This is a genomic window from Bradyrhizobium sp. DOA1 (assembly GCF_001593325.1).
GTDB lineage: Bacteria > Pseudomonadota > Alphaproteobacteria > Rhizobiales > Xanthobacteraceae > Bradyrhizobium.
Window position 1 is genome coordinate 6,687,459 of sequence record NZ_JXJM01000001.1, and the last position, 23,135, is coordinate 6,710,593.

The window sequence follows — 23,135 nt, forward strand, 5'->3', positions numbered from 1 at the left end:
TGGATTCCGGGCTCGCGCTGCGCGCGCCCGGAAATGACAGCGCTGGCAAATAGGACTTAAGTCTCGACCAGGCCCTTGGTGGAGCCGCTGGCGGTGGAATCCTTGCGGCCGTGAGGCAGCGCCAGATAGGATTCCGAGCTCATTTCGATCAGACGCGACGCCGTCCGCTTGAACTCCATGGCCTCATTGCCCTCATGGCCTAGGTAGAGCGAGATCGGGTTGGCGTCGGCCGAGGCCATCAGCTTCACCGCATTGTCATAGAGCGTGTCGATCAGCGTGATGAAGCGCTTGGCGGCGTTGCGCTGGGAGGAATCCATCACTGGAATATGGTCGACCAGGATGGTGTGATAATCCTGCGCGAGCCTGAGGTAGTCGGATGCCCCGAGCGGCTTCTCGCAGAGATCGGTGAAGGAGAATCGCGCGATGCCATGGGCCGAGCACGGCACGTGCAGGATGCGGCCCTTGATCGAAATATCGCGCGACTTGCATTTGGCGCTGCCCGACATTTTCGACCAGGCGCGGTCCAGCGCCGCATCCGCATCGGCATCTGCCGGCGTCAGCCACATCGGCACGCCCTGAAGCTTCTCCAGGCGGAAGTCGGTGCGCGCGTCGAGCCGCGCGACGTCCATGTGGTCGGTGATCTGCTTGATGAAGGGCAGGAACAGCGATCGATTCAGGCCGCCCTTGTAGAGATCCTCGGGCGCGACGTTGGAGGTCGCGACGACGACGGTGCCGAGCTCGAACAATTTCGCGAACAGGCGGCCCAGGATCATCGCGTCCGCGATGTCGGTGACGTGGAATTCGTCGAAGCAGAGCAGCCAGCTCTCCTCGAAGATCGCAGTCGCGGTCAGCGCGATGACGTCGCCATCGGCGATCTCGCCGCGCGCGATGCTCTGACGATAGTCGTAGATGCGCTCATGTGCCTCCGCCATGAACTCGTGGAAATGCGCGCGGCGCTTGTGCTCGACCGAGGCGTGCTGGAAGAACAGGTCCATCAGCATGGTCTTGCCGCGGCCGACCTCGCCATGGATGTAGAGCCCGCGCGGCGCCTCGTCCTTGTCGCTGCCGAACAGGCGGCTGAGCAGGCCCTGCTTGCGCTGCGGCTTGTAGTCAGCGAGCCGCTGGTCGAGCGCCGCATAGGCCTCGGCGACCTCGGCCTGCGCAGCATCGGGCTCGATCGCGCCGGAGGCGATCTCAGCCTGATAGGCTTCGCTGAAAGGGGAACTGGGGGTCGAAAGCATGGCCCCTTACCGCCAGAGACCGATGCAAATTGCAACCGTGTATTGGCGCAACGGCTCATGCACTTCCTCCTCGGCGGAGAGATCAGCTGCAAGCCTAATTCCGCCCGCGGATATCCCCCTGCGCCTTCCATGTTGCCCTTCACGAGGGTAGAATATACCTGATAAGGGACCAAGGAACCTCGATATGGCGCTGAGCATTAAGGACCCCGAAACGGAGCAATTGGCGCGAAGTCTCGCGCAACTGACCGGCGAGAACATCACGACCGCCACCAAGCGCGCCATCGAGGAGCGATTGCGCCGGCTCGGCGGTCAAACCCGCAAGGACGCACTGCTCGAAGACATGGCGGAGATCAGGCGACGCTGGAGCGAAATGCGAGCCTTGGACGATCGCACGCCCGAAGAAATTCTCGGATACGACGAGCACGGATTGCCGCGCTGATGGTGATCGATACATCGGCGATCGTGGCCATCGCACTCAACGAAAACGATGCAGCCGGTATCGAGCAACTGATCGCGGACGATCCGATCCGCCTGATCTCTGCGGCAACAGTGCTCGAAGCAACGATGGTGATCGAGACGCGGCTGGGTGATGCAGGCGGGCGTGAGTTCGATCTCTGGCTCGTGAAGATCGGCGCGGAAGTCGTGGCGGTCGATACCGTACAAGCCGATGCAGCACGACGCGCCTGGCGACGCTACGGCAAAGGACACCACGCCGCGTCGCTCAACTACGGTGACTGCTTTTCCTACGCGCTCGCGATCACGAGCAACGAACCACTGCTTTTCAAAGGCGAAGACTTCGCGAAGACCGACGTCCGCGGGGCAGGCGCGACGCCGCAGGAATGACACGCTACTCACACAGCTCGTAGGCGTCCTCGACCACATACGGTCCGCCGCCCGTCGATGCGCGCGAGGAGAACAGCACGAACCGCTCCGCCATGAACGCCTTGCTCGGAAAGTATCCGCGCAGCGAGAGATAGTCGGCGACGTCGCGATCGGAGGCATCATGCAGCCGGGCCAGCGTGACGTGCGGGATGAACTTGCGCCCCTCGGGATCGAGGCCGATCCGCTGCATCATGCGTTCGAGCTCGGCCTGCAATTCCATCAGCGGCTTGCTTGGCGCGATCGTCGCGACGACCGCGCGCGGCTTGCGGCCGCCGAAGCTCGTGAGCCCCTGCACCTTCACCTCGAACGGCTTGCGGTCGACGCGAAACAGCATCGAGGCGATCTCGTTGGCGGAGACACCGTCGATGTCGCCGATGAAGCGCAAGGTGACGTGATAATTTTCGGGATCGATCCAGCGGGCGCCGGGGAGGCCACCCCTCAAGTTGGAAAGCGACTGGCCGATCTCGGCCGGAATTTCCAGACCGGTGAACAAACGCGGCATCGTTTCGCACTCCCGATGCTTGGCTACGGTCCCTGAGCAGGATCATATCCAAATTAGAGCCGGCGACGAATCACCGGTACCCTGATTCCTATCGCAGTTGTGTGACTCTGCGAAGCTTAGGCGCCCTCACCCCGGTAAATCCCTGGGAATACCGGTGAACGCTGCCTGCGTTTCAACGCCGTTGCCCAGCGATCGTGCCAACAAATGCCTCTACCGTGGGCATGATGTTGCCGACGATGATGTCGACACCGGCCGCGGTCGGATGGATGCCGTCCGCCTGGTTGAGCTTGGCATCGGCCGCGACGCCCTCGAGGAAGAACGGATAGAGCGGCACGTCGAATGTCTTCGCCAGATCCGGATAAATCGAATTGAAGCGCGCCGCGTATTCGGCGCCGTAATTCGGCGGCGCCAGCATGCCGCACAGCATCACCGCGATCTTGCGCGCCTTGAGCCGCTGGATGATCTCGGTGAGCGCGGCGCGCGTCACATCGGGATCGAGACCGCGCAGCGCGTCATTGGCACCGAGCTCGACGATGACGCCCTCGGTTCCGTCCGGCACCGACCAGTCGAGCCGGTCGCGGCCGCCGGAGGTGGTGTCGCCGGACACCCCGGCATTGATCATGTCGACCGCTATGCCTTTGGCCTGCAACGATTTTTGAAGCTTTTGGGGGAATGCCTCGCGGGCTGGCAGGCCGAGGCCCGCACTTAAGGAGTCGCCGAGAACGACGAGCTTGACCGGCTTTGACGCTTCCGCCCAGGCGGGGTGCGCCATCGTCATCAAAGCGAGCATCAACACGGCTATGTGCATGAACAATCCGTAACGCCTCTCGACCGGGCCAGCGGAGTTGCCATATGACCGGACCATGGACACTCGCATCGAAACCTCTTCGCTCGCCGCAGATACTGCGGACACCATCGCCATCTCCAACGTCAATCTCTCATTGGGCACGGGCGCGGCACGCGTTCACATCCTCAAGGATATCAGCCTGCGCGTCGGCCGGAGCGAGACGATCGGCCTGATCGGCCCGTCAGGCTCGGGCAAATCCACGCTGCTGATGGTGATGGCGGGGTTGGAGCGTCCTGATAGCGGAGAGGTGGTGGTCTCGGGCACGCCTTTCAATGCCCTCGACGAGGACGCGCTGGCCCGCTTCCGCGGCCGCCAGGTCGGCATCGTCTTCCAGTCCTTCCATCTGATTCCGACCATGACGGCGCTGGAGAACGTCGCCGTGCCGCTCGAGCTCGCCGGCAATCCGGATGCCGCAAAGCGCGCGGCGCAGGAGCTGCAGTCGGTCGGGCTCGGCGATCGCCTGCATCACTACCCGACGCAGCTCTCCGGCGGCGAGCAGCAGCGCGTCGCGCTCGCGCGCGCGCTGGCGCCCGACCCCGCCATCCTCGTCGCCGACGAGCCGACCGGCAATCTCGATGAGGCCACGGGAAAGCAGATCGTCGATCTCCTGTTCAGCAAGCATGCCGAGCGCGGCATGACCCTGGTGCTGGTGACGCACGATTCCTCGCTGGCGCATCGCTGCGACCGCGTCATTCGCCTGCGCTCCGGGCGCATCGACACGCAGTCCGCGCCCGCATGAGCACTGCTGCCGAACCCTTCACGAAGCCTAACGGCGTTGCACTGTCGCTGCGCTACGCGCTGCGCGAATTGCGCGGCGGCCTGCGCGGCTTCTACGTCTTCATCGCCTGCATCGCGCTCGGCGTGATGGCGATCGCCGGCGTCGGCTCGGTGTCGGCGAGCCTCTCCGACGGCCTCGCGCGCGAAGGCCGCACCCTGCTCGGCGGCGACGTCTCCTTCGTGCTGTTCCAGCGCGAGGCCAAGCCCGACGAAGTCGCCTTCCTGCGCTCGCGCGGCACCGTGTCGACCGCCGCCACCTTGCGCGGCATGGCGCGCTCGGACGAGGGCAAGCTGGCGCTGGTCGAAATGAAGGCGGTCGACGACACCTATCCGATGCTCGGCCAGCTGAAGCTTGCGCCGCAGCTGGCGATGTCCGAGCTGCTCGCCGAGCGCGACGGCGCCTTCGGTGCCGCCGCCGATCCGACGTTGCTGACGCGGCTGTCGCTGAAGGTCGGCGACCGCGTCAGCATCGGCTCGGCGACGTTCCAGATCCGCTCGACGGTCGAAGCCGAACCGGACAAGCTCGCCGGCGGCATCGGCTTCGGACCGCGCTTCCTGATCAGCGAGGCGGGCCTGCGCGCCACCGACATGATCCAGCCCGGCAGCCTGGTGCGTTGGGTCTACCGGGTGAAGCTGCCTGACGGCGCCAACAGCGAGCGCGCCACCGAGAGCTTCATCGCGGACGCGCGCAGTGCCGCGCCGCAGGCCGGCTGGGAGGTCCGCAGCCGCTCCAACGCCTCGCCGCAGCTCGAGCGCAACATCAACCGCTTCACTCAGTTCCTGACGCTGGTCGGCCTTGCCGCGCTGCTGGTCGGCGGCGTCGGTGTCGCCAATGCCGTGAAGAGCCATATCGACCGCAAGCTCGAGGTGATCGCGGCGTTCAAGGCCGTCGGCGCCACCGGCCGCGACGTGTTCGGCATCTATCTCGCGCAGGTCCTCCTGCTCGCCGCCATCGGCTCGGCGATCGGCCTTGCGCTCGGCGCCGCCATGCCGTTTGCCATCGTCGGCCTGTTTGGCAAGCTTTTGCCGCTGCCGGTGGTGCCGGCCGTGCATGCCGGGGAGCTCGCGCTGTCCTTCGTCTACGGCCTGCTCACCGCGCTCGCCTTCGGCCTGTGGCCGCTCGGCCGCGCCCATGACGTGCCGGTGGCCGCGCTGTTCCGCGACACCGTCAGCTCCGAATGGCACCGGCCGCGCGCGGGCTATCTCGTCTTCATGGCCGTCGTGATCGTCCTCCTCATCGCGGTCGTGGTCGGGCTCTCGTTCGACAAGCGCATCGCCGCGGTGTTCGTGGCCTCCTCGGTCGTCGTGTTCGCCCTGCTCCGCGGCATTGCCGCGCTGCTGATGGCGATCGCGCGGCGGCTGCCGCGCACGCAGCTGCCGATGCTGCGGCTGGCGATCGCCAACATCCACCGGCCCGGCGCGCTGACGCCGTCGGTCGTGCTGTCGCTCGGGCTTGGGCTCGCCGTGCTCGTCACCATCACCCAGATCGATGGCAATCTGCGCCGCCAATTCCTGGCAGCCCTCCCCGATCAGGCGCCATCGTTCTTCTTCATCGACATTCCGAGCACGCAGGCCGAGCAGTTCGACGGCTATCTGCGCCAGATCGCCCCCGGCGCCAAGATCGAGGACGTGCCGATGCTGCGCGGCCGCATCGTCGGCGCGCGGGGGTTGCGCGCCGAGGAGCTCAAGCCCTCCACCGATTCCGAATGGGTGCTGCAAAGCGACCGCGGGCTGACCTACACCAGCGAGCTGCCGAAAGGCTCCAAGGTGGTCGAGGGCGAATGGTGGAGCGCGGACTATTCGGGCCCGCCGCTGGTCTCGATGGAGAAGAAGATCGCTGACGGCCTCGGCCTCAAGCTCGGCGACGAGATCGTGGTCAACGTGCTCGGCCGCGACATTCCGGCTAGAATCGGCAATCTGCGCACCATCGACTGGCAGGGGCTCGGCATCAATTTCGTGCTGGTCTTCTCGCCGAACGCGTTCAAGGGCGCGCCGCATACCCATATCGCGACGCTGACCGAAGCCGGCGGCAATGCCGCGGCCGACGGCAACATCATCAAGCAGGTCGCCGACGCCTATCCCATGGTGACCAGCGTGCGCGTGCGCGAGGTGATGGAGACGGTCGGCTCCGTCGTGACCAATCTCGCGCTCGCGATCCGCGGCGCCAGCGCCGTGACCCTGATCTCGGCGATCCTGGTGCTGGGCGGGGCGCTCGCCGCCGGCCATCGCCACCGGGTCTATGACGCGGTGATCCTGAAAACGCTGGGCGCGACGCGGCTGCGGCTGCTTGGCGCCTATGCGCTCGAATACCTCCTGATCGGACTCGCCACCGCATTGTTCGGCGTGATCGCCGGCAGCGTGGCGGCCTGGATGATCGTGACGCGGCTGATGACGCTGAGCTTCGTCTGGCAGGCCGGCAGCGCGGCCGGCGTGGTCGCGGCCGCGCTTGTCGTCACCGTCGGGCTTGGGCTCGCCGGCACGCTGCTGGCATTGAACAAAAAGCCTGCGACGGTGTTGCGGAATTTGTGACAAAATGTAGCGGGTGGGCGTGCCGGCACGGAATCGCACGATTCTTCCGATTAACCACGACTGCCCGTCAGCTTCCCGTCAGGATTGCCGCCGAGGGCGACATTCAGCCGCGCGTGGAAGGTTGCAGCGAATGTGTTAGTTTCCCACATATCGAGTGGGTTCGGAGCCCCGATTGTGAGCCAAAATTTAGTCGGCTGGCATCGGCATCCGAGATAGATTTGACGAACCGGCGGCATGGCGACCCTCGTGCCGGACCGGGCCAACCAACGGGAATTCGACCATGTCGGACCTAGACCGTAACTACGCTTCTCCTTTCGGCAGGGCCGCCGGGCGTGTCGACGCCGCGACGGTCGATGCCGGCCTGCGCGCATATATGCTGCGCATCTACAACTACATGAGCATCGGCCTCGCCATCACCGGCTTGGCTGCGCTCGGCGTCTACATGGCGGCCGTGACTGACGTTCCGACGGCGGAATCCGTCCGCGTCGGCAAGTTGTTCCTGACGCCGTTTGGCTACGCGATGTTCGTGAGCCCCCTCAAGTGGCTGTTCATGCTGGCGCCGCTTGCGATGGTGTTCGTGATCTCGGCGGGCATCAACCGTCTCGCGCCCTCGACCGCCCAGATCCTGTTCTGGGTGTTCGCGGCACTGATGGGCATCTCGCTGTCGTCGATCTTCCTGGTGTTCACGCACACCTCGATCGTGCGGGTGTTCTTCATCACCGCGGCGACCTTCGGTGCACTCAGCCTCTACGGCTACACCACCAAGCGTGACCTGACCGGCATGGGCTCGTTCCTGTTCATGGGCCTGATCGGCATCGTCCTCGCCAGCCTTGTGAACCTGTTCCTGGCCAGCTCGCTGCTGCAGTTCATCGTGTCGGTGGTCGGCGTGCTGGTGTTCTCGGGCCTCACGGCCTGGGATACCCAGCGGTTGAAGAACGACTACATCTACGGCTACGCTTCCGCCGGCGGTGAGGTTGCGGAGCGTGCCGCCATCACCGGTGCGCTGTCGCTGTACCTGAACTTCATCAACCTGTTCACGCTGCTGCTGCAGCTCCTCGGCCAGCGCGAGTAAGCGCGAAACCAGAGTGAACGACATTAGCCCCGGCCGAGAGGCCGGGGTTTTTGTTTGAGGGGGCATTTTGTCAGACCCGCGCTGTCATCGCCCGCGGAGGCGGGCGATCCCGTACGCCGTGACGTCCGTAATTAAATCGAAAGGCCGCGGCGTACTGGATGCCCCGCCTGCGCGGGGCATGACCACGGAGAATGAGGCTGCACTCGCAATGACGGGGGTGGAGGCGGCGGAACCCCTTCCGGCAGTCCCGGGAAGGCTCTAATCTTCCCGCCATGTCCGCACCTGAAATCAGGCCCACGACCGAGGCCGACCTTCCCGCCATCACCGCCATCTACCAGCAGGCCGTCCGCGAGGGCACCGCGACCTTCGAGCTGGAGCCGCCCGATCTTGCCGAGATGACACGCCGCTATCGCGCGCTGATCGACGGCGGTTATCCCTACTTCGTCGCCATGCTCGACGGCCGCGTCGCCGGTTATGCCTATGCCGGCGCCTACCGGCCGCGGCCGGCCTATCGCTTCACGGTGGAGAACTCGATCTATCTCGATCCCGCCTTCCACCGCCGCGGTGTTGGCTCGCTGCTCTTGGAGCGGCTGATCGTCGAATGCGAGGCGCGCGGCTTCCGCCAGATGATCGCGGTGATCGGTGATTCCGCCAATGCCGGCTCGATTGGCCTTCACACCAAGGGCGGCTTCAGGATGATCGGCACGCATCCCAATGTCGGCCTGAAATTCGGCCGCTGGCTCGACACGGTGATGATGCAGCGCGGACTCGGCGAGGGCGCGGCCACGGTGCCGGGGAAGTAGGGCGCTGTAATTCTCGTAGCCCGGGTGAGCGAAGCGATACCCGGGAACGGTGCTACGCGATTCCCGGATGTCGCTTCGCTCATCCGGGCTACAAGACGGTCGTCAGACCACCGCCAGCTTCCGGTCGATCACCAGCAGCACGCGCTCGAGCTCATGACCGCGGCGCAGGATCAGACCCGTCGCCGAGATCACGCTGTACATGCCCTGCTTGCGCGCGAGCCGCGGGTCCTTCTCGATGCGATAGATCGGCACCTCGGAGGCGCGGCGATAGACCGAGAACACGGCGCGGTCCTTCAGGAAGTCGATGGCGTAGTCGCGCCACTCGCCGTCGGCGACCATGCGGCCGTAGAGATTGAGAATACGATGCAGCTCCAGCCGGTTGAACGTCACCCGGTTGGGCTGCGCAGTCGTAGCGGCGGGGCGCGCCGCCGCGCGCTGCTCGCTCGGATCGGCATCCTCCGACATCAGACTCATGGGAAGCGCCTCCTCATCTCACCACAATGACCCGCGTCCCGCGAAACCGTCCCGGAACCCGAGGGGATCATGACAATTGCATGATCGCGCCAACCGTTCCCGGCCGCAAGGGGCTCCTTGTTCAACCTATCGAATCGGGTGAGAATCATGGCACACGCAAAAGTGGAACTCTGTCGCGACGAACCGTCACGGGATCGTTAGCAGGAATCATAGTGTCGCCGCTTTTCCGCCAAGCGCCCGCCGCCCTGCGTTGCGAAAAGACTCACGTGCGTTGACCCGGTCCTTTCGGTTCCGGATTCCTCAGCCCCCAGCCCCCCGGGGTCGAACAGGATCGGGTCTGTACGCACGGCAAGGAGGGCCAACGCAAGTTGGTCCTTTTTTGTTTGTGTCGGGATGTTTCTGCCGATGCGCCATCCGTCTCGTTTGCGTGAAGACTCTTTCCCCTTATCCTGAGGGCCGCGTCCTTGCGCGGCGTCTCGAAGGATGAAAGGTCCGGCGTCATCAGCGGGGGCCTTGGATGGTTCGAGACGCGCGCAAGGGCGCGCTCCTCACCATGAGGGTCGAGAGCGGAGTCTACGAGAAATTCTGAAAATCAGTGCAGCGACGTGTACGCGGCACCCAGCATTGGGCCCGGCTTCTCCCCGCTGCCGTCCTGGATATAGACCACCGCGCCGTCGACGCCGTCGCGCGTGAGGTTCTCGATCGGCACCGTCCAAGATTCCGGACGGCCGGTCCAGTCACCGACCTTGAGCAGATTGCGCACCACATTGTGATAGGTGACCTGCTGTCCACGATTCTCACCGCGGGTGATCGTGATCGGCACCGACTTGGCGATCGAGCAGATCCAGACCTCGCCGTGGGAGACCGCGGGCTCCTTGCTCGCGGCCACCGAAACGTTGATCTGCTTACCCGAGAGCGACATCGTCACCGGCACGCTCATCACGCCCACGCCCTTGTCGGTCTTGCCGATCGCATTCTCGATGCCGGTGCGATCGCTGCCGATGACATGTGTGGAGCCGTTGACCACGACCTGCGGCGTGTAGACCTCGCGGTCGCCGCGCATGCGCGAATAGGCACGCTGCCGTGCAGAGAAGCGCGAATCCGCCAGCGTGTCCTTCCAGCCGAGATAGTCCCAATAGTCGATCGGCATGCTCAGCGCGATCACAGAGGGATCCTTGGAGAGATCGCCGATGATCTTGTCGGCGGGCGGGCAGGACGAGCAGCCCTGAGAGGTAAATAATTCGACGACGGCGCGGGGTTCAGCCTCGGCGGGGCGGATGACGGCGACGATGGCACAGATGCCCAGAGCTCCCGACCAGAGCGCACCAGACCAACGCGAAACCAGATGAGAAGCCGTCATTGCTGTCATGTCGAACGTCACACACCGTCACTCGTCGAGGAAGATTCTATCGCCTGATGGTCACCGTAGTCTTACGGGCACGGCACGTTCATCCGTCCAACGCGAAGTTTTCCGCCGGGCGGGCCCATCCGAAACGTGCCGCAAACGCGCGAAGGCGGCCTTGTGATAGGCCGCCTTCGTTCAGGCTTCTACTCACTTCGCAGTGAGCCATCGTTCACAAATCCGCGCTTAGGCCGCGAGCTTGCGCAGCACGTAGTGCAGAATGCCGCCGTTACGGTAGTAGTCGAGCTCGTCCAGCGTATCGATGCGGCAAAGCAGCGAAACGCGCTGCAACGAACCGTCGCCGGAGACGATCTCCGCGGTCAGCTTCTGGCGCGGCTTGAGGTCGCCGACGAGGCCGCGCAGCGTGACCTTCTCGTCGCCCTTCAGGCCCAGCGACTGCCAGGAGGTGCCTTCCTCGAAGGTCAGCGGCAGCACGCCCATGCCGACCAGGTTGGAGCGATGGATGCGCTCGAAGCTCTGGCAGATCACGGCGCGAACGCCGAGCAGACGCGTGCCCTTCGCGGCCCAGTCGCGCGAGGAGCCGTTGCCGTATTCGGCGCCGGCGAACACGACCAGCGGCACTTTCTCTTCCTGGTACTTCATGGCAGCGTCGTAGATCGACATCTGCTCGCCGTCGGGCCAGTGCTTGGTGAGGCCGCCTTCCGGAATGTTGCCGTCGGCGCCCTTCAGCATGAAGTTCTTGATGCGGATGTTGGCGAAGGTGCCGCGCATCATCACTTCGTGGTTGCCGCGGCGCGTGCCGTATTGGTTGAAGTCGGCGGGGCGCACCTGGTGCTCGCTGAGATATTTGCCCGCAGGCGAGGTCAGCTTGATCGAACCGGCCGGCGAGATGTGGTCGGTGGTGATCTTGTCGCCGAACATGGCGAGGATGCGCGCCTCCACGATATCGGTGACCGGCTCCGGCTCCTTCTTCATGCCATCGAAATAGGGCGGGTTCTGCACATAAGTCGACGACATGTTCCAGCGATAGGTCTCGCTCTCGACCGTCTTGATCTTGCGCCAGTTGGTGTCGCCCTTGAACACGTCGGCATACTTCTTCTTGAAGATCGACGCGGTCACGAACTTCTTCATGAAGGCGTTGATCTCCTTGGTCGTCGGCCAGATGTCCTTGAGGTACACCGGCTTGCCGTCCTTGCCCTCGCCGAGCGGCTCGACGGCGAGGTTCTTAGTGACGCTGCCGGCGAGCGCATGGGCGACGACCAGCGGCGGCGAGGCCAGATAGTTCGCCTGCACGTCCGGCGAGACGCGGCCTTCGAAGTTGCGGTTACCGGAGAGCACGGCGGCCGCGACGATGCCGTTGTCGTTGATCGACTTCGAGATCTCCTCGGGCAGCGGACCGGAATTGCCGATGCAGGTGGTGCAGCCGAAACCGACCAGGTTGAAGCCGACCTTGTCGAGATCCTTCTGCAGACCGGAGTCGGCGAGATAGCCGGCGACGACCTGGCTGCCCGGGGCGAGCGAGGTCTTCACCCACGGTTTTGCTTTCAGGCCTTTCGCGGCGGCGTTACGGGCCAGCAGGCCCGCGCCGATCAACACGCTCGGATTCGAGGTGTTGGTGCAGGAGGTGATGGCGGCGATCACGACGTCGCCATGGCCAATCTCGAAGTCCTTGCCCTCGACGGCAAAGCGCTTGTTGGGCTCCTCGGCCTTCTTGTACTCGCTGCCGAGCGCAAGCGAGAAGCCTTCGGCGACCGACGGCAGCGCGATGCGCCCCTCGGGACGCTTCGGACCGGCCATCGACGGCACGACGTCGGCGAGATCGAGCGTCAGCGTTTCCGTGAACACCGGATCGGGCGACTTGGCAGTGCGGAACAGCCCCTGTGCCTTGGCATAGGCCTGCACCAGCGCAACGCGCGGCGCCGCGCGCCCCGAGGTCTTGAGGTAATCGATCGCGGCGGCGTCGACCGGGAAGAAGCCGCAGGTCGCGCCGTATTCGGGCGCCATGTTGGCGATCGTCGCCTTGTCGGCGACCGAGAGATTGTCGAGGCCCGGGCCGAAGAACTCGACGAACTTGCCGACCACCCCTAACTTGCGCAGCATCTGCGTCACGGTGAGCACGAGATCGGTCGCGGTCACGCCTTCTTTCATCGCGCCCTTCAGCTTGAAGCCGACGACGTTGGGCAGCAGCATCGACAGCGGCTGGCCGAGCATGCAGGCTTCCGCCTCGATGCCGCCGACGCCCCAGCCGAGCACGGCGAGACCGTTGACCATGGTGGTGTGGGAGTCGGTACCGACCAGCGAGTCCGGATAAGCGACCTCGAAGGTGCCGGTCTTCTTGCCGACCGTCATCTTCTCCTTCTTGGTCCAGACCGTCTGGGAGAGATATTCGAGATTGACCTGGTGGCAGATGCCGGTGCCGGGCGGCACGACGGAGAAGTTCGAAAACGCCTTCTGACCCCATTTCAGAAACTCGTAGCGCTCCTGGTTCTGCTTGTATTCCTCGGTGACGTTCTTGCCGAAAGCCTTGTTGTCACCGAAGAAGTTCACGATCACGGAGTGGTCGATGACGAGGTCGACCGGCACCAGCGGATTGATCTTCTCGGCATCGCCGCCGAGCTTTTGCATCGCGTTGCGCATCGCGGCGAGGTCGACCACCGCGGGCACGCCGGTGAAGTCCTGCATCAGCACGCGGGCCGGGCGGAACGCGATCTCATGCTCCAGCGACTTCTTGCGCAGCCATTTCGACACCGCAACGATGTCTTCCTTCTTGACCGAGCGGCCGTCCTCGTTGCGCAGCAAATTCTCGAGCAGGACCTTCATCGAATAGGGAAGTTTGGAAATTCCCTTCAGACCATTCTTCTCGGCCGTGGGCAGGCTGTAATAGACATAGGTCTTGGCGCCGACCTTGAGAGTCTTTTTGCATTTGAAGCTGTCGAGCGAGGTCATGTAGGAATCCCAATTGTTAGTTATACCCGGCAGGGTATTTTAACACCGTCAGCGTATCAGGCTGGGCCGCTTGCAGGGGCAGGTTGAGTTGCTGCATCAAGTAGTTCCGGGCTTATAGAAGCTTTCTAACCGCGCCGCCACAGCCACAATCGTGCCGCAGCAATTCCCGAGCCAAAAATTCCCATGCGCTACCCCAAGTTTTCCTGAGGCCTGGCCTTGAGCGGGTTGAATCGAGGCGAGATGCAGCTTCACGGCCGCGGACTCCGCTGCGTGCGGGGCGGCCGCGAGGTGTTCGCCGAACTCGATTTCGCGGCCGCCTCGGGCGAGGCCGTGGCGGTCGTAGGCCGCAACGGATCGGGTAAGACCTCGCTGCTGCGGCTGATCGCAGGCCTGCTCGTTCCGGCCGGCGGGACGATCGCGCTGGAGGGGGGCGATGGCGAGCTGACCTTGGCGGAGCAATGCCATTATCTCGGCCATCGCGACGCCCTGAAGCCGGCGCTGAGCGTTCAGGAAAATTTGGCATTCTGGGCCGATTTCCTGGGTGGCGAACGCCTTGATGCCGCCGAGAGCCTCGCCACCGTCGGGCTCGACCACGCCACTCATCTGCCGGCGGGCTTCCTGTCGGCGGGACAGCGCCGCCGCCTGTCGCTGGCCCGGCTGCTGAGCGTCCGACGTCCGGTCTGGCTGCTGGACGAGCCGACCAACGCGCTCGACGTCGCCGGCCAGGAGATGTTCGGCGGCCTGATGCGGGAGCACCTCGCCCGCGGCGGCCTGATCATCGCCGCGACCCACGCCCCGCTGGGGATCGAATCGCGCGAGTTGCGGATCGGGGGTGTCGCGTGATTTCGATGGACCCTCAGCTTTTTTCAGGCGGCCAGCCTGCACGGGGTGCGCCATGACTGCCCTCTCCGCGCTCATCCGCCGGGATATCAAGATCGCGCTTCGCGTCGGCGGCGGGGCGCTGATCGGGGTGCTGTTCTTCCTCACCGTGGTGGTGCTGATGCCGTTCGCGGTCGGGCCGGATCTGGCGCTGCTGTCGCGGCTGGGGCCGGCGATCCTGTGGCTGGGGGCGCTGCTCGCCAGCCTTTTGACCCTGGACCGGCTGTTCATGGCCGACCACGAGGATGGCTCGCTCGACCTGATCACGATGAGCCGGACGCCGCTGGAACTCGCCTGCGCCGCCAAGGCGCTGGCGCATTGGCTGGCCGCCGGCCTGCCACTGATTGTCGCAACCCCCGTGCTCGGCCTCCTGCTCAATCTCGACGTGGTCGCGACCGGCGCGGTGGCGCTGACGCTGCTGGCGGGAACGCCGGCGCTGACCTTCACCGGCATGATCGGCGCGGCGCTGGCAGTGACCCTGCATCGCGGCGGGCTGCTGATGGCCGTGCTGGTGCTACCGCTGTCGATTCCAGTGCTGATTTTCGGCGTTGCAGCCTCGCAGGCCGTGATCGTCGGTCCCATGACGTTCGGCGCGCCATTCTCGATCCTGTGCGCGCTGTCGCTGGTCAGCCTCGTGATCGGCCCGTTCGCGGCCGCAGCCAGCCTGCGGCATGGACTCGACTGAGAGGGGGCGGACCGACCTTGACCCGGATCAACTTTCGCTGCGCGCTTTCGTGCTGATTGCCTGAGCGCTCCCAGGTGATTATCAGGGTACCATGTCGCTGATCGACCTTGCCAACCCCACGCGGTTCCTTACGCTGACGGCGCGGGTGCTGCCGTGGCTTGCGGCCGCGACCGTCATCCTGCTCGCGATCGGCCTCTACCAGGCCGCGCTCGCGCCCGACGACTATCAGCAGGGCGCGACCGTCAAGATCATGTTTGTCCACGTGCCCAATGCCTGGCTCGCGATGTTCGTGTGGGGCGTGATGAGCATCGCCTCCCTGGGCACGCTGGTATGGCGGCATCCGCTCGCCGACGTCGCCGCGAAAGCGGCAGCTCCGATCGGCGCCGCCTTCACCTTCCTCGCGCTGCTAACGGGCTCGCTGTGGGGCCGGCCGATGTGGGGCACCTATTGGGAATGGGACGCGCGCCTGACCTCGGTGCTGATCCTGTTCCTGATGTATCTCGGCCTGATGGCGCTGTGGCGCGCGGTCGACGATCCCTCCCGCGCGGCGCGCGCCGCCGCCGTGCTGACCCTGGTCGGCGCGATCAATTTGCCCATCATCAAGTTCTCCGTCGATTGGTGGAACACGCTGCACCAGCCGGCGTCGGTGATGCGCATGGGCGGCTCGGCGCTGGACAAATCGTTCCTGATTCCGCTGCTGGTGATGGCGATCGCCTTCACGCTGCTGTTCGTTACGCTGCACCTGGCGGCGATGCGTAACGAGATCCTGCGGCGCCGGGTGCGCTCGCTGCAAATGATGCAGGCGAGCCGCATCGCGTTTTCGAGCGAAGCCGGTTCGCGTTCAGAAAATGCCTCGAACGAAGTCGGAGCCGCCTGACCATGTCGCTCGGTCCCTATGCCTCCTTCATCGTGACGTCCTATGCCGCGGCAGCCGTCGTGATCGCGATCCTGATCGGCTGGGTCGTGCTCGACCATCGCAGCCTGGCGGCGCGCCTGCGCGAACTCGACCGCAGCGGCGTCACGCGCCGCTCGGGCCGCAGCGCGATGGATCGGCCGTGAGAGATCGATCATGAGCGATCAATCGACCTCGGCGTCGCCGCAGCGCCGCACCTTCCTGATGGCGCTGCCGCTGATCGCCTTCGTCGGCCTTGCGCTGCTGTTCTGGTTTAGGCTCGGCAGCGGCGATCCCTCGCGGATTCCGTCCGCGCTGATCGGACGGCCAGCCCCGCAAACGCTGCTGCCGCCGCTCGAGGGATTGCAGGCCGACAATGCGCCGGTGCCAGGGCTCGATCCCGCCGCGTTCAAAGGCAAGGTCAGCCTCGTCAACGTCTGGGCGTCCTGGTGCGTGCCGTGTCATGACGAGGCGCCGCTCCTGACCGAGCTGGCCAAGGACAAGCGCTTCCAGCTCGTCGGCATCAACTACAAGGACGCCTCCGACAACGCGCGGCGCTTCCTCGGGCGCTACGGCAACCCGTTCAGCCACGTCGGCGTCGACGCCAACGGCCGCGCCTCGATCGAATGGGGCGTCTACGGCGTGCCCGAGACCTTCGTCGTCGGGCGCGAGGGCACCATCGTCTACAAGCTGGTCGGCCCGGTCACGCCGCAAAATCTCAAGACGGTGCTGATGCCAGAGCTGGAGAAGGCGCTGAAGGCAGGGTCGTAAACGGTCGCGTGCCCGACTCAGCGCAGCGCCTCTTCAGCGGTGCGCTGCAAAGCCGGGGCCCATATGACGGTTGTGGAGAGAGCCTGGGTCCCGGCTCGCGCTTCGCGCGTCCGGGACACGAGACCGACTACCCCTTGCTCACATCTCCCGCCTCGGCCTCGCTCGCCTCCAGCGACGCCGGCTCGAGATGATAGCGCTTGATCAGCGGCATCTGGATCATGCCGAAGATGGCGGTCAGCGGCAGCACGCCGAAGACCTTGAAGTTCACCCAGAAATCCGTGCTCTGGGTGCGCCAGATGATCTCGTTCAAGACGGCCATGCCGGCGAAGAACAGCGCCCAACGCAGCGTGAGGATGCGCCAGCCCTGCGGCGTCAGGTTGAACACCTGGTCGAACATCACGGCGATGAAGGAGCGGCCGAACAAGAGGCCGCCGCCGAGGATCACGGCGAACAGGCTGTAGATGATGGTCGGCTTGACCTTGATGAAGGTCTCGTCGTGCAGCACCAGCGTCAGCGTGCCGAACACCAGCACGATCACGCCGGTCACGATCGCCATCACCGGGATGTGGCGCGTCACCATGTAGGAGGCGGCCATCGCGACCGCGATCGCCACCATGAAGGCGCCGGTGGCGGCGAACAGGTTGAACTTCGCGTTCACAAAGAAGAACACGAGCAGCGGACCGAGCTCGGTCGCGAGCTTGAACAGCGGATGCGGCTGGGTCTTGTCCATTCTCTCTTCCGTCTCTCCCATCCTTCGAGACGACCGCTCCGCGGTCTCCTCAGGATGAGGACCTCATGTGTGGCACGACCTCATCCTGAGGAGCCGCGCAAGCGGCGTCTCGAAGGATGACGCTATTCGATTCCGGCGATGGCGCGGGCGAAATCGCGCGCGGTGAAGGGCGCGAGATCGTCGACGCCTTCGCCGACGCCGATGAAATGCACCGGCAGTTTAAATTTCTCCGCCAGCGCCACCAGGATGCCGCCGCGCGCGGTGCCGTCGAGCTTGGTCATCACCAGGCCGGTGACGCCGGCGGTGCGATGGAAGGCCTCGACCTGCGACAGTGCGTTCTGGCCGACGGTGGCATCCAGCACCAGCAGCACCGCATGCGGCGCGGTGGCGTCCACCTTGCGGATGACGCGCACGACCTTTTCGAGCTCGTTCATCAGCTCGGCCTTGTTCTGCAAGCGGCCGGCGGTGTCGATCAGCAGCAAGTCGGTGTTCTGCTCCTTCGCCGCGGTGAGCGCGTTGAAAGCCAGGCTCGCCGAATCCGATCCTTGCGCGCCGGCAATGACGGGCGTCTTGGTGCGCTCGCCCCAGACCTTGAGCTGCTCGATCGCCGCTGCGCGAAACGTGTCGCCGGCGGCGAGCATCACCTTGCGGCCTTCGGATGCGAATTTTTGCGAGAGCTTGCCGATGGTGGTGGTCTTGCCGGAGCCGTTGACGCCGACCACGAGGATCACGAACGGCTTCTTGGCGGTGTCGATCACGAGCGGCTTCGCCACCGGCGCCAGCACCTTCTCGACCTCGGTCGCGACCACGTCCTTGACCTCGTCCGCCGAGATCGCCTTGTCGTAGCGCCCCGTGCCCACGGCGTCGGCGATCCGCACCGCGACCGAGGTGCCGAGATCGGCGCGCAGCAGCACGTCCTCGATGTCGTCGAGCATGGCGCGATCGAGCTTGCGCTTGGTGACGAGGTCGGCGACCGCGGTGCCGAGCGAGGACGAGGTACGCTTCAGCCCGTTGGACAGGCGGCGCCACCAGCTCAGCTTGGGGGTCTCGGAGGTATCGTTCATAGCGGGGGTGTGTTAGCCGTTCCGGCGATTAAACGAAAGTCTTGCAATTGCTCGATGTTCCCGAATTGACCGCCGAGGAAATTTTGTCGCGCGTGCTCCATCGCGACGGCTTGATGCTGGTCATCAACAAGCCGGCCGGCCTGCCGGTGCATCGCGGTCCCAAGGGCGGCCCCAATCTGGAGGACTCCTTCGACGCGCTCCGCTTCGGCCTGCCGCGGCCACCGGTGCTGGCCCACCGGCTCGACAAGGACACCTCCGGCTGCCTCGTGCTCGGCCGCCATCGCAAGGCGACGGCCTCGCTCGGGCTCCTGTTCAAGCACGGCAAGATCGGCAAGACCTATTGGACCGTGGTCGAGGGCGGGCCTGCCGGGAATGAAGGCACCATCGACATGCCGCTCGGTCGGCTCAATGCCGAGCGCGGCTGGTGGCAGAAGCCGGACCCGGAGGGGCAAAAGGCGGTCACCAATTGGAAGGTGATGGGCCGGGGCGAGGGCCTGACCTGGCTCGCCATGGAACCCGTCACCGGCCGGACCCACCAATTGCGGGTGCATTCGGCCGCGACCGGCTGGCCGATCTTCGGCGATAACATTTACGGCAACGGCCCGCGTTTCGGCGAACCGAAGCTGCATCTGCATTCCCGCGAGATCGTGGTGCCGATTTCCCGGAACAAGGAGCCGGTGCGAGTCGTCGCGCCGGCCCCGTCCCACATGCACGAGAAGCTCAGGGCCTGCGGGTGGAACGGGGAGTAGTGTCCGACCCTCATGGTGGGGAGGCCGCGTAGCGGCCGTCTCGAACCATGAAGGCCCTCGCCCGTGGCCATCCTTCGAGACGCCCGCGGAGCCTGTCATCGGGCCGCGCTTTGCGCGGACCCGTTGGCGGGCTCCTCAGGATGAGGCTCGGTGCTCTCCTTCCGGGCATGCTTTACCAAACCTTCAGCGCTCGCCTCTAATGATAGCGGTTGCTTAGAACAAGCTTCCTAACCGCTCAGGACGAGCAGCGCCTAATGTCCAATGCCGAGCTATCGATCATCGACGAAGTCGAATCCGCGATTCGGATCGGCTCGCCGGAAAAAGGCCTGGAAACCGCGCGGCGCGTCACCGAGCTGTTCCTGTCTTCCGCCGGCAGCTTCGACGACGAGCAGATCGCGCTGTTCGACGACGTGCTCGAGCGCCTGATCGGCACCATCGAGCTGCGCGCCATCGCCGACATCGGCGCCCGCGTCGCGCTCGCCGAGATCAGCGCCCAGCTCGCGCCGATCGCGCAGGCGCCGCCCTCCGTGATCCGCCGCCTCGCCAGCAACGATGAGATCCGCATCGCCGGTCCGGTGCTGCAGGAATCCGCGCGGCTCGACGATGGCGAACTGGTGCAGATCGCATCATCCAAGGGCGAGCTGCATCTGCTCGCGATCGCCGGCCGCTGGTGGCTGAAGGAGATCGTCACCGACGCGCTGCTGGCGCGCCGCTATCCCAGCGTCAGCCGGCGGCTTGCGGCCAATCCCGGCGCGCGCGTCTCCGGCAAGGGGTTCGCCGCCATCGTCGGACAGGCCGAGAGCGATCCGGAGCTCGCAGTCAGCGTCGGCGTTCGCGTCGATCTGCCCTCGGAGCTGCGCCGCCAATTGCTGCGTTCGGCGACGGACGCCGTGCGCACCCGCCTGCTGTCGCGCGCCCCGGCGCATCTGTTCGAGGAAATCCAGAGCGCGATCGCCGCCGCCACCGTCGGCGTCGAGCGCGAGATGTCCGCCGTGCGCGATTTCGAAGGCGCCAAGCGCGCCATTGCCGGCCTCAAGGCCGCCGGCCAGCTCAACGAGGCGACGCTGCTCGGCTTCGCCAGACAGCGGCGCTACGAGGAAACCGCAGCCGCCCTTGCAGCGCTGTCCGGATCAACGGTCGAAGTCATTCGTCCGCTGATGCAGAGCCTGCGCGACGACGGCCTGTTGGTGCCGTGCAAGGCCGCGCAGCTCAGCTGGGAGACGACCGCCACCGTGCTCGAAAGCCGCTTTGCTACCGGCGCGATGAAGCCGGCAGACCTCGCGCGGGCGCAAGGAAACTACGCAAGAATGACGGCGGAGAATGCAAAGCGAACGCTGCGGTTCTGGCAGGTCAGGGCGTCGTAGGGCCCATTTTGGAGCGGAGCTGCTGGCGTTGTGGGATGACAGCTGATTACGTGCTCAGCCGCTCACCATCATGACCGGCAATCCTCGCCGGCACCACGCTGCCCACACGCTCGCCCGCGATCGCCACCGGCAGATAATGCTCGGTGCGGCCCTGCCCTTCGCTTTCGATCAGCACATCGCGTACCGCACCGACCTCGGCTTGCAGGCGCTGCCGCAAGGCCGCTTCACCGGCCGCGCGCAGCCGTCGCGCACGGTCCTTGATCGCGCCGCCCGCAACCTGCGGCATCCGCGCGGCCGGCGTGCCGGGGCGCGGAGAGTAAGGGAAGACATGCAGGAAGGTGAGGCCGCATTCCTCGACGAGGTCGAGCGAGCGCGCGAACATCCCCTCCGTCTCGGTCGGGAAGCCCGCGATGATGTCGGCGCCGAAGACGACGTCCGGACGCAGGCGGCGGACCTGATCGCAGAACGCGATCGCATCGCGCCGCGAATGCCGCCGCTTCATGCGCTTCAGGATCATGTCGTCGCCTGACTGCAGCGACAGATGCAGGTGCGGCATCAGCCGTGCATCGCCGCCGATGGCATCCAAGAGATCGTCATCCGCCTCGATCGAATCGATCGAGGAGATGCGCAACCGCTTCAGCTCCGGAACGTGCCGCAGAATCTGCTTGGTCAACATGCCGAGCTTGGGCGCGCTTGGCAGGTCTGCGCCGTAGCTGGTGAGGTCGACGCCAGTGAGCACGATCTCGGCATGGCCGCGCGCAGCCAGTGTTCGCACCTGCTCGACGACGGCGCCCATCGGCACCGAGCGTGAATTGCCGCGGCCGTAGGGGATGATGCAGAAGGTGCAGCGATGATCGCAGCCGTTCTGCACCTGGACGAACACCCGCGGCAGGCCTGCCGCAAAGCCATCGATCAGATGCGGCGCCATCTCCTTCACGGCCATGATGTCGCTGACGGCAATCTTCTCGCTGGCGCCGAGATCGAAGGCGCTCCGGGCATCGCGCCAGGCCTCGCCGCGCATCTTGTCGTCATTGCCCACGACGCGATCGACCTCGTCCATCTCGGCGAACATGGCGCTTTGCGTCTGCGCCGCGCAGCCGGTGACGACGATGCGCGCAGCGGGCCGCTCGCGCTTCAATTTGCGGATCGACTGGCGCGCCTGCGCCACCGCCTCGTTGGTGACGGCGCAGCTGTTGATGACAATGGTGTCGGAGAGGCCCGCGCCCTCCGCCTCACGGCGGATCACCTCGGCCTCGAAGGCATTGAGGCGGCAGCCGAAGGTGACGACGTCGACAGGCATTACCGGGCCTGCGCGAACAGCGCCGGATCGAATTTGCCCTCATATTCGAAGCTCGCAGTGCCCGTCATCAGCACGTGATCGTCGCGCTCGCGCCATTCGATGCCGAGCTTGCCGCCGGGCAGCGTGATCTCGACCTTGCGCTCGGTACGCTTCAGCCGCGCCGCGGCGACCGCAGTGGCACAGGCTGCCGAGCCGCAGGCCTTGGTGAGGCCGGCGCCGCGCTCCCAGGTGCGGATCGTGACGTGGTCGCGATCGACGATATGGGCGAGCGTGATGTTGGCGCGTTCGGGGAAGATCGGATGATTTTCCAGGAGCGGACCAAAGCGCCCGAGATCATAGGCGTTGACGTCGTCGACCCAGAACACCGCGTGCGGATTGCCCATGCTCACGACGGAGGGCGAATGCAGGATCGGATTGTCGATCGGCCCGATCTGCAACTCGATGTAGCGGGTGTCGCGAAACTCCTCCGCCAGCGGAATGTCCTGCCAGCCGAATTTCGGTGCACCCATGTCGACGGTGTAGAGATCCGGCGCCGGGCCCTGCCAGGCATTGAGCAGGCCAGCCGCCGTCTCGAACGTGGCCGTGGTCTGGCCGCTCTTCTCGAAGATGCGGCGCACGACGCAGCGCATGCCGTTGCCGCAAGCGCCGGCTTCGGAGCCGTCATTGTTGTAGATGCGGATGAAGGCTTCGGTGCCGTCGAGCCGCGGCTTCTGCAGCACCATGAGCTGGTCGTAAGCCACGCCGCCGTTCGCGGACGCCACCGCGCGGGCGTCTTCCGCCGTCACCCGGCCCGCGGAATCGCGCATGTCGACAACGACGATCTCGTTGCCGATGCCGTTCATCTTGGCAAATGCGTGGTTGGCCAGCGCGCTCATGAAAATTCCCGAATTTCGCCTGCCTTATATGGCGATCCTTGCCGGCTTGGCCAGTGATTTGCCGCCCGAGCCGGGACATCGGCCAAGGTGCCTGCCATGACGCATCTGTCATGGGACGAATTCGGCGCTCGCGTGTTAGAACGGCGCCGTTGGCGCGAACCGGGGCGCGCGACCGGGCGCTAACGGGAGTTCGGCCTTGGTGGGCAAGGTCTTGATGCCCAGGGACTTGATACCCAGGGTGGGGAGAACAGAATGATCAGGTTTCGTCGTCTCGCTCTGGCCGCGCTGATCCCGGCAGCGGCCATATCGCTGGGTCTATCCGCCGCCCGGGCCCAAACTCCGAGCCCGGCGCCCGCCGCGTCGGCCAGCCCCTCGCCGGCTCCGTCGGCT

At 65.4% G+C, this 23,135-nt stretch carries 23 protein-coding genes; 13 read left to right on the top strand and 10 right to left on the bottom strand.

Annotated elements, in window-relative coordinates; translation table 11 throughout:
* Positions 1 to 56 precede the first annotated feature (56 nt).
* Complete coding sequence (zapE, locus tag SE91_RS30930; RefSeq protein ID WP_061850344.1) at positions 57 to 1,241, bottom strand: cell division protein ZapE; 1,185 nt, start codon at positions 1,239 to 1,241, stop codon at positions 57 to 59.
* Between the two features lie 184 nt (positions 1,242 to 1,425).
* On the opposite strand from zapE, the gene SE91_RS30935 reads away from it, so the two are divergent.
* Positions 1,426 to 1,680 carry a type II toxin-antitoxin system VapB family antitoxin gene (locus tag SE91_RS30935; RefSeq protein ID WP_061850345.1) on the top strand — a complete coding sequence of 85 codons (255 nt, stop codon included), beginning with the start codon at positions 1,426 to 1,428 and terminating at the stop codon, positions 1,678 to 1,680.
* Complete coding sequence (locus tag SE91_RS30940) at positions 1,680 to 2,084, top strand: type II toxin-antitoxin system VapC family toxin (protein ID WP_061850346.1); 405 nt, start codon at positions 1,680 to 1,682, stop codon at positions 2,082 to 2,084. The genes SE91_RS30935 and SE91_RS30940 overlap by 1 nt, the downstream gene beginning before the upstream one ends.
* 4 nt (positions 2,085 to 2,088) lie before the next feature.
* On the opposite strand, the gene thpR is transcribed toward SE91_RS30940, so the two are convergent.
* On the bottom strand, positions 2,089 to 2,625 hold the full coding sequence (gene thpR, locus SE91_RS30945; RefSeq protein WP_061850347.1) for an RNA 2',3'-cyclic phosphodiesterase: 537 nt from the start codon (positions 2,623 to 2,625) through the stop codon (positions 2,089 to 2,091).
* A 172-nt stretch (positions 2,626 to 2,797) separates the two neighbouring features.
* Complete coding sequence (locus SE91_RS30950; RefSeq protein ID WP_061850348.1) at positions 2,798 to 3,433, bottom strand: arylesterase; 636 nt, start codon at positions 3,431 to 3,433, stop codon at positions 2,798 to 2,800.
* 55 nt (positions 3,434 to 3,488) lie between these two features.
* Between SE91_RS30950 and SE91_RS30955 the strand changes: the two genes are divergently transcribed.
* The 4 genes from SE91_RS30955 (at position 3,489) to SE91_RS30970 (ending at position 8,653) form a co-directional block, all read left to right on the top strand.
* A complete protein-coding gene (locus tag SE91_RS30955) occupies positions 3,489 to 4,211 on the top strand; it encodes an ABC transporter ATP-binding protein (RefSeq protein ID WP_061850349.1) in 723 nt (240 codons plus the stop codon).
* Positions 4,208 to 6,778 (top strand): ABC transporter permease, encoded by a 2,571-nt coding sequence (locus SE91_RS30960; RefSeq protein ID WP_061850350.1) that lies wholly within the window; start codon positions 4,208 to 4,210, stop codon positions 6,776 to 6,778. The genes SE91_RS30955 and SE91_RS30960 overlap by 4 nt, the downstream gene beginning before the upstream one ends.
* A 280-nt stretch (positions 6,779 to 7,058) precedes the next feature.
* Positions 7,059 to 7,850: a Bax inhibitor-1/YccA family protein gene (locus SE91_RS30965; RefSeq protein WP_008538981.1), complete on the top strand. Its 792-nt coding sequence runs from the start codon at positions 7,059 to 7,061 to the stop codon at positions 7,848 to 7,850.
* A 272-nt stretch (positions 7,851 to 8,122) separates the two neighbouring features.
* Positions 8,123 to 8,653: a GNAT family N-acetyltransferase gene (locus SE91_RS30970; RefSeq protein ID WP_061850351.1), complete on the top strand. Its 531-nt coding sequence runs from the start codon at positions 8,123 to 8,125 to the stop codon at positions 8,651 to 8,653.
* A gap of 102 nt (positions 8,654 to 8,755) precedes the next feature.
* Here the strand turns inward: SE91_RS30970 and SE91_RS30975 are convergent, their stop codons facing one another.
* The 3 genes from SE91_RS30975 to acnA all read right to left on the bottom strand — a co-directional run bounded on the left by SE91_RS30975 (position 8,756) and on the right by acnA (position 13,436).
* Positions 8,756 to 9,127, bottom strand: a complete 372-nt coding sequence (locus SE91_RS30975) for a DUF2794 domain-containing protein (RefSeq protein WP_061850352.1) — start codon at positions 9,125 to 9,127, stop codon at positions 8,756 to 8,758.
* Positions 9,128 to 9,719: 592 nt separating this feature from the next.
* Positions 9,720 to 10,496, bottom strand: a complete 777-nt coding sequence (locus SE91_RS30980) for a DUF1223 domain-containing protein (RefSeq protein ID WP_061851417.1) — start codon at positions 10,494 to 10,496, stop codon at positions 9,720 to 9,722.
* Positions 10,497 to 10,715: 219 nt separating this feature from the next.
* A complete protein-coding gene (gene acnA, locus SE91_RS30985) occupies positions 10,716 to 13,436 on the bottom strand; it encodes an aconitate hydratase AcnA (RefSeq protein ID WP_060734490.1) in 2,721 nt (906 codons plus the stop codon).
* Positions 13,437 to 13,676: 240 nt separating this feature from the next.
* On the opposite strand from acnA, the gene ccmA reads away from it, so the two are divergent.
* The 5 genes from ccmA (at position 13,677) to SE91_RS31010 (ending at position 16,663) form a co-directional block, all read left to right on the top strand.
* Positions 13,677 to 14,279 carry a heme ABC exporter ATP-binding protein CcmA gene (ccmA, locus tag SE91_RS30990; RefSeq protein ID WP_061850353.1) on the top strand — a complete coding sequence of 201 codons (603 nt, stop codon included), beginning with the start codon at positions 13,677 to 13,679 and terminating at the stop codon, positions 14,277 to 14,279.
* A gap of 52 nt (positions 14,280 to 14,331) precedes the next feature.
* Positions 14,332 to 15,000 (top strand): heme exporter protein CcmB, encoded by a 669-nt coding sequence (gene ccmB / locus SE91_RS30995; protein WP_061850354.1) that lies wholly within the window; start codon positions 14,332 to 14,334, stop codon positions 14,998 to 15,000.
* Positions 15,001 to 15,091: 91 nt separating this feature from the next.
* Positions 15,092 to 15,877, top strand: coding sequence for a heme ABC transporter permease (locus tag SE91_RS31000; RefSeq protein ID WP_061850355.1), 786 nt, complete (start codon positions 15,092 to 15,094; stop codon positions 15,875 to 15,877).
* Entirely contained in the window at positions 15,874 to 16,059 is a 186-nt protein-coding gene (ccmD, locus tag SE91_RS31005) for a heme exporter protein CcmD (protein ID WP_082813877.1), read from the top strand. Before SE91_RS31000 ends, ccmD begins: the two co-directional genes overlap by 4 nt.
* Before the next feature lie 10 nt (positions 16,060 to 16,069).
* Positions 16,070 to 16,663, top strand: coding sequence for a DsbE family thiol:disulfide interchange protein (locus SE91_RS31010; RefSeq protein WP_061850357.1), 594 nt, complete (start codon positions 16,070 to 16,072; stop codon positions 16,661 to 16,663).
* A 127-nt stretch (positions 16,664 to 16,790) separates the two neighbouring features.
* On the opposite strand, the gene SE91_RS31015 is transcribed toward SE91_RS31010, so the two are convergent.
* Together SE91_RS31015 and ftsY are read right to left on the bottom strand one after the other, a co-directional pair.
* Positions 16,791 to 17,393 (bottom strand): septation protein A, encoded by a 603-nt coding sequence (locus SE91_RS31015; protein ID WP_061850358.1) that lies wholly within the window; start codon positions 17,391 to 17,393, stop codon positions 16,791 to 16,793.
* A gap of 122 nt (positions 17,394 to 17,515) precedes the next feature.
* Entirely contained in the window at positions 17,516 to 18,457 is a 942-nt protein-coding gene (gene ftsY, locus SE91_RS31020) for a signal recognition particle-docking protein FtsY (RefSeq protein WP_061850359.1), read from the bottom strand.
* Between the two features lie 47 nt (positions 18,458 to 18,504).
* Here ftsY and SE91_RS31025 point away from each other — a divergent pair, with 47 nt between their 5' ends.
* A complete protein-coding gene (locus SE91_RS31025; RefSeq protein WP_061851418.1) occupies positions 18,505 to 19,206 on the top strand; it encodes an RluA family pseudouridine synthase in 702 nt (233 codons plus the stop codon).
* 254 nt (positions 19,207 to 19,460) lie between these two features.
* Positions 19,461 to 20,570: a DUF2336 domain-containing protein gene (locus SE91_RS31030; RefSeq protein ID WP_061850360.1), complete on the top strand. Its 1,110-nt coding sequence runs from the start codon at positions 19,461 to 19,463 to the stop codon at positions 20,568 to 20,570.
* A 46-nt stretch (positions 20,571 to 20,616) separates the two neighbouring features.
* Here SE91_RS31030 and mtaB read toward each other — a convergent pair whose 3' ends face one another.
* Together mtaB and dapF are read right to left on the bottom strand one after the other, a co-directional pair.
* Complete coding sequence (mtaB, locus tag SE91_RS31035) at positions 20,617 to 21,870, bottom strand: tRNA (N(6)-L-threonylcarbamoyladenosine(37)-C(2))-methylthiotransferase MtaB (protein ID WP_061850361.1); 1,254 nt, start codon at positions 21,868 to 21,870, stop codon at positions 20,617 to 20,619.
* Positions 21,870 to 22,745, bottom strand: coding sequence for a diaminopimelate epimerase (gene dapF / locus SE91_RS31040; RefSeq protein ID WP_061850362.1), 876 nt, complete (start codon positions 22,743 to 22,745; stop codon positions 21,870 to 21,872). Before dapF ends, mtaB begins: the two co-directional genes overlap by 1 nt.
* Between the last annotated feature and the right edge of the window lie 390 nt (positions 22,746 to 23,135).

Excerpts from the sequence above, each read along its gene's own strand:
- thpR (WP_061850347.1), bottom strand. The coding sequence starts at position 2,625 with ATGCCGCGTTTGTTCACCGGTCTGGAAATTCCGGCCGAGATCGGCCAG.
- SE91_RS30970 (WP_061850351.1), top strand. The coding sequence starts at position 8,123 with ATGTCCGCACCTGAAATCAGGCCCACGACCGAGGCCGACCTTCCCGCC.
- zapE (WP_061850344.1), bottom strand. The coding sequence starts at position 1,241 with ATGCTTTCGACCCCCAGTTCCCCTTTCAGCGAAGCCTATCAGGCTGAG.
- dapF (WP_061850362.1), bottom strand. The coding sequence starts at position 22,745 with ATGAGCGCGCTGGCCAACCACGCATTTGCCAAGATGAACGGCATCGGC.
- SE91_RS30960 (WP_061850350.1), top strand. The coding sequence starts at position 4,208 with ATGAGCACTGCTGCCGAACCCTTCACGAAGCCTAACGGCGTTGCACTG.
- ccmA (WP_061850353.1), top strand. The coding sequence starts at position 13,677 with ATGCAGCTTCACGGCCGCGGACTCCGCTGCGTGCGGGGCGGCCGCGAG.
- SE91_RS31015 (WP_061850358.1), bottom strand. The coding sequence starts at position 17,393 with ATGGACAAGACCCAGCCGCATCCGCTGTTCAAGCTCGCGACCGAGCTC.
- SE91_RS30965 (WP_008538981.1), top strand. The coding sequence starts at position 7,059 with ATGTCGGACCTAGACCGTAACTACGCTTCTCCTTTCGGCAGGGCCGCC.
- SE91_RS31000 (WP_061850355.1), top strand. The coding sequence starts at position 15,092 with ATGTCGCTGATCGACCTTGCCAACCCCACGCGGTTCCTTACGCTGACG.
- SE91_RS30955 (WP_061850349.1), top strand. The coding sequence starts at position 3,489 with ATGGACACTCGCATCGAAACCTCTTCGCTCGCCGCAGATACTGCGGAC.
- SE91_RS30950 (WP_061850348.1), bottom strand. The coding sequence starts at position 3,433 with ATGCACATAGCCGTGTTGATGCTCGCTTTGATGACGATGGCGCACCCC.
- ccmB (WP_061850354.1), top strand. The coding sequence starts at position 14,332 with ATGACTGCCCTCTCCGCGCTCATCCGCCGGGATATCAAGATCGCGCTT.
- acnA (WP_060734490.1), bottom strand. The coding sequence starts at position 13,436 with ATGACCTCGCTCGACAGCTTCAAATGCAAAAAGACTCTCAAGGTCGGC.
- SE91_RS31030 (WP_061850360.1), top strand. The coding sequence starts at position 19,461 with ATGTCCAATGCCGAGCTATCGATCATCGACGAAGTCGAATCCGCGATT.
- SE91_RS30975 (WP_061850352.1), bottom strand. The coding sequence starts at position 9,127 with ATGAGTCTGATGTCGGAGGATGCCGATCCGAGCGAGCAGCGCGCGGCG.
- SE91_RS30935 (WP_061850345.1), top strand. The coding sequence starts at position 1,426 with ATGGCGCTGAGCATTAAGGACCCCGAAACGGAGCAATTGGCGCGAAGT.
- SE91_RS31010 (WP_061850357.1), top strand. The coding sequence starts at position 16,070 with ATGAGCGATCAATCGACCTCGGCGTCGCCGCAGCGCCGCACCTTCCTG.
- SE91_RS30940 (WP_061850346.1), top strand. The coding sequence starts at position 1,680 with ATGGTGATCGATACATCGGCGATCGTGGCCATCGCACTCAACGAAAAC.
- ftsY (WP_061850359.1), bottom strand. The coding sequence starts at position 18,457 with ATGAACGATACCTCCGAGACCCCCAAGCTGAGCTGGTGGCGCCGCCTG.
- SE91_RS30980 (WP_061851417.1), bottom strand. The coding sequence starts at position 10,496 with ATGACAGCAATGACGGCTTCTCATCTGGTTTCGCGTTGGTCTGGTGCG.
- mtaB (WP_061850361.1), bottom strand. The coding sequence starts at position 21,870 with ATGCCTGTCGACGTCGTCACCTTCGGCTGCCGCCTCAATGCCTTCGAG.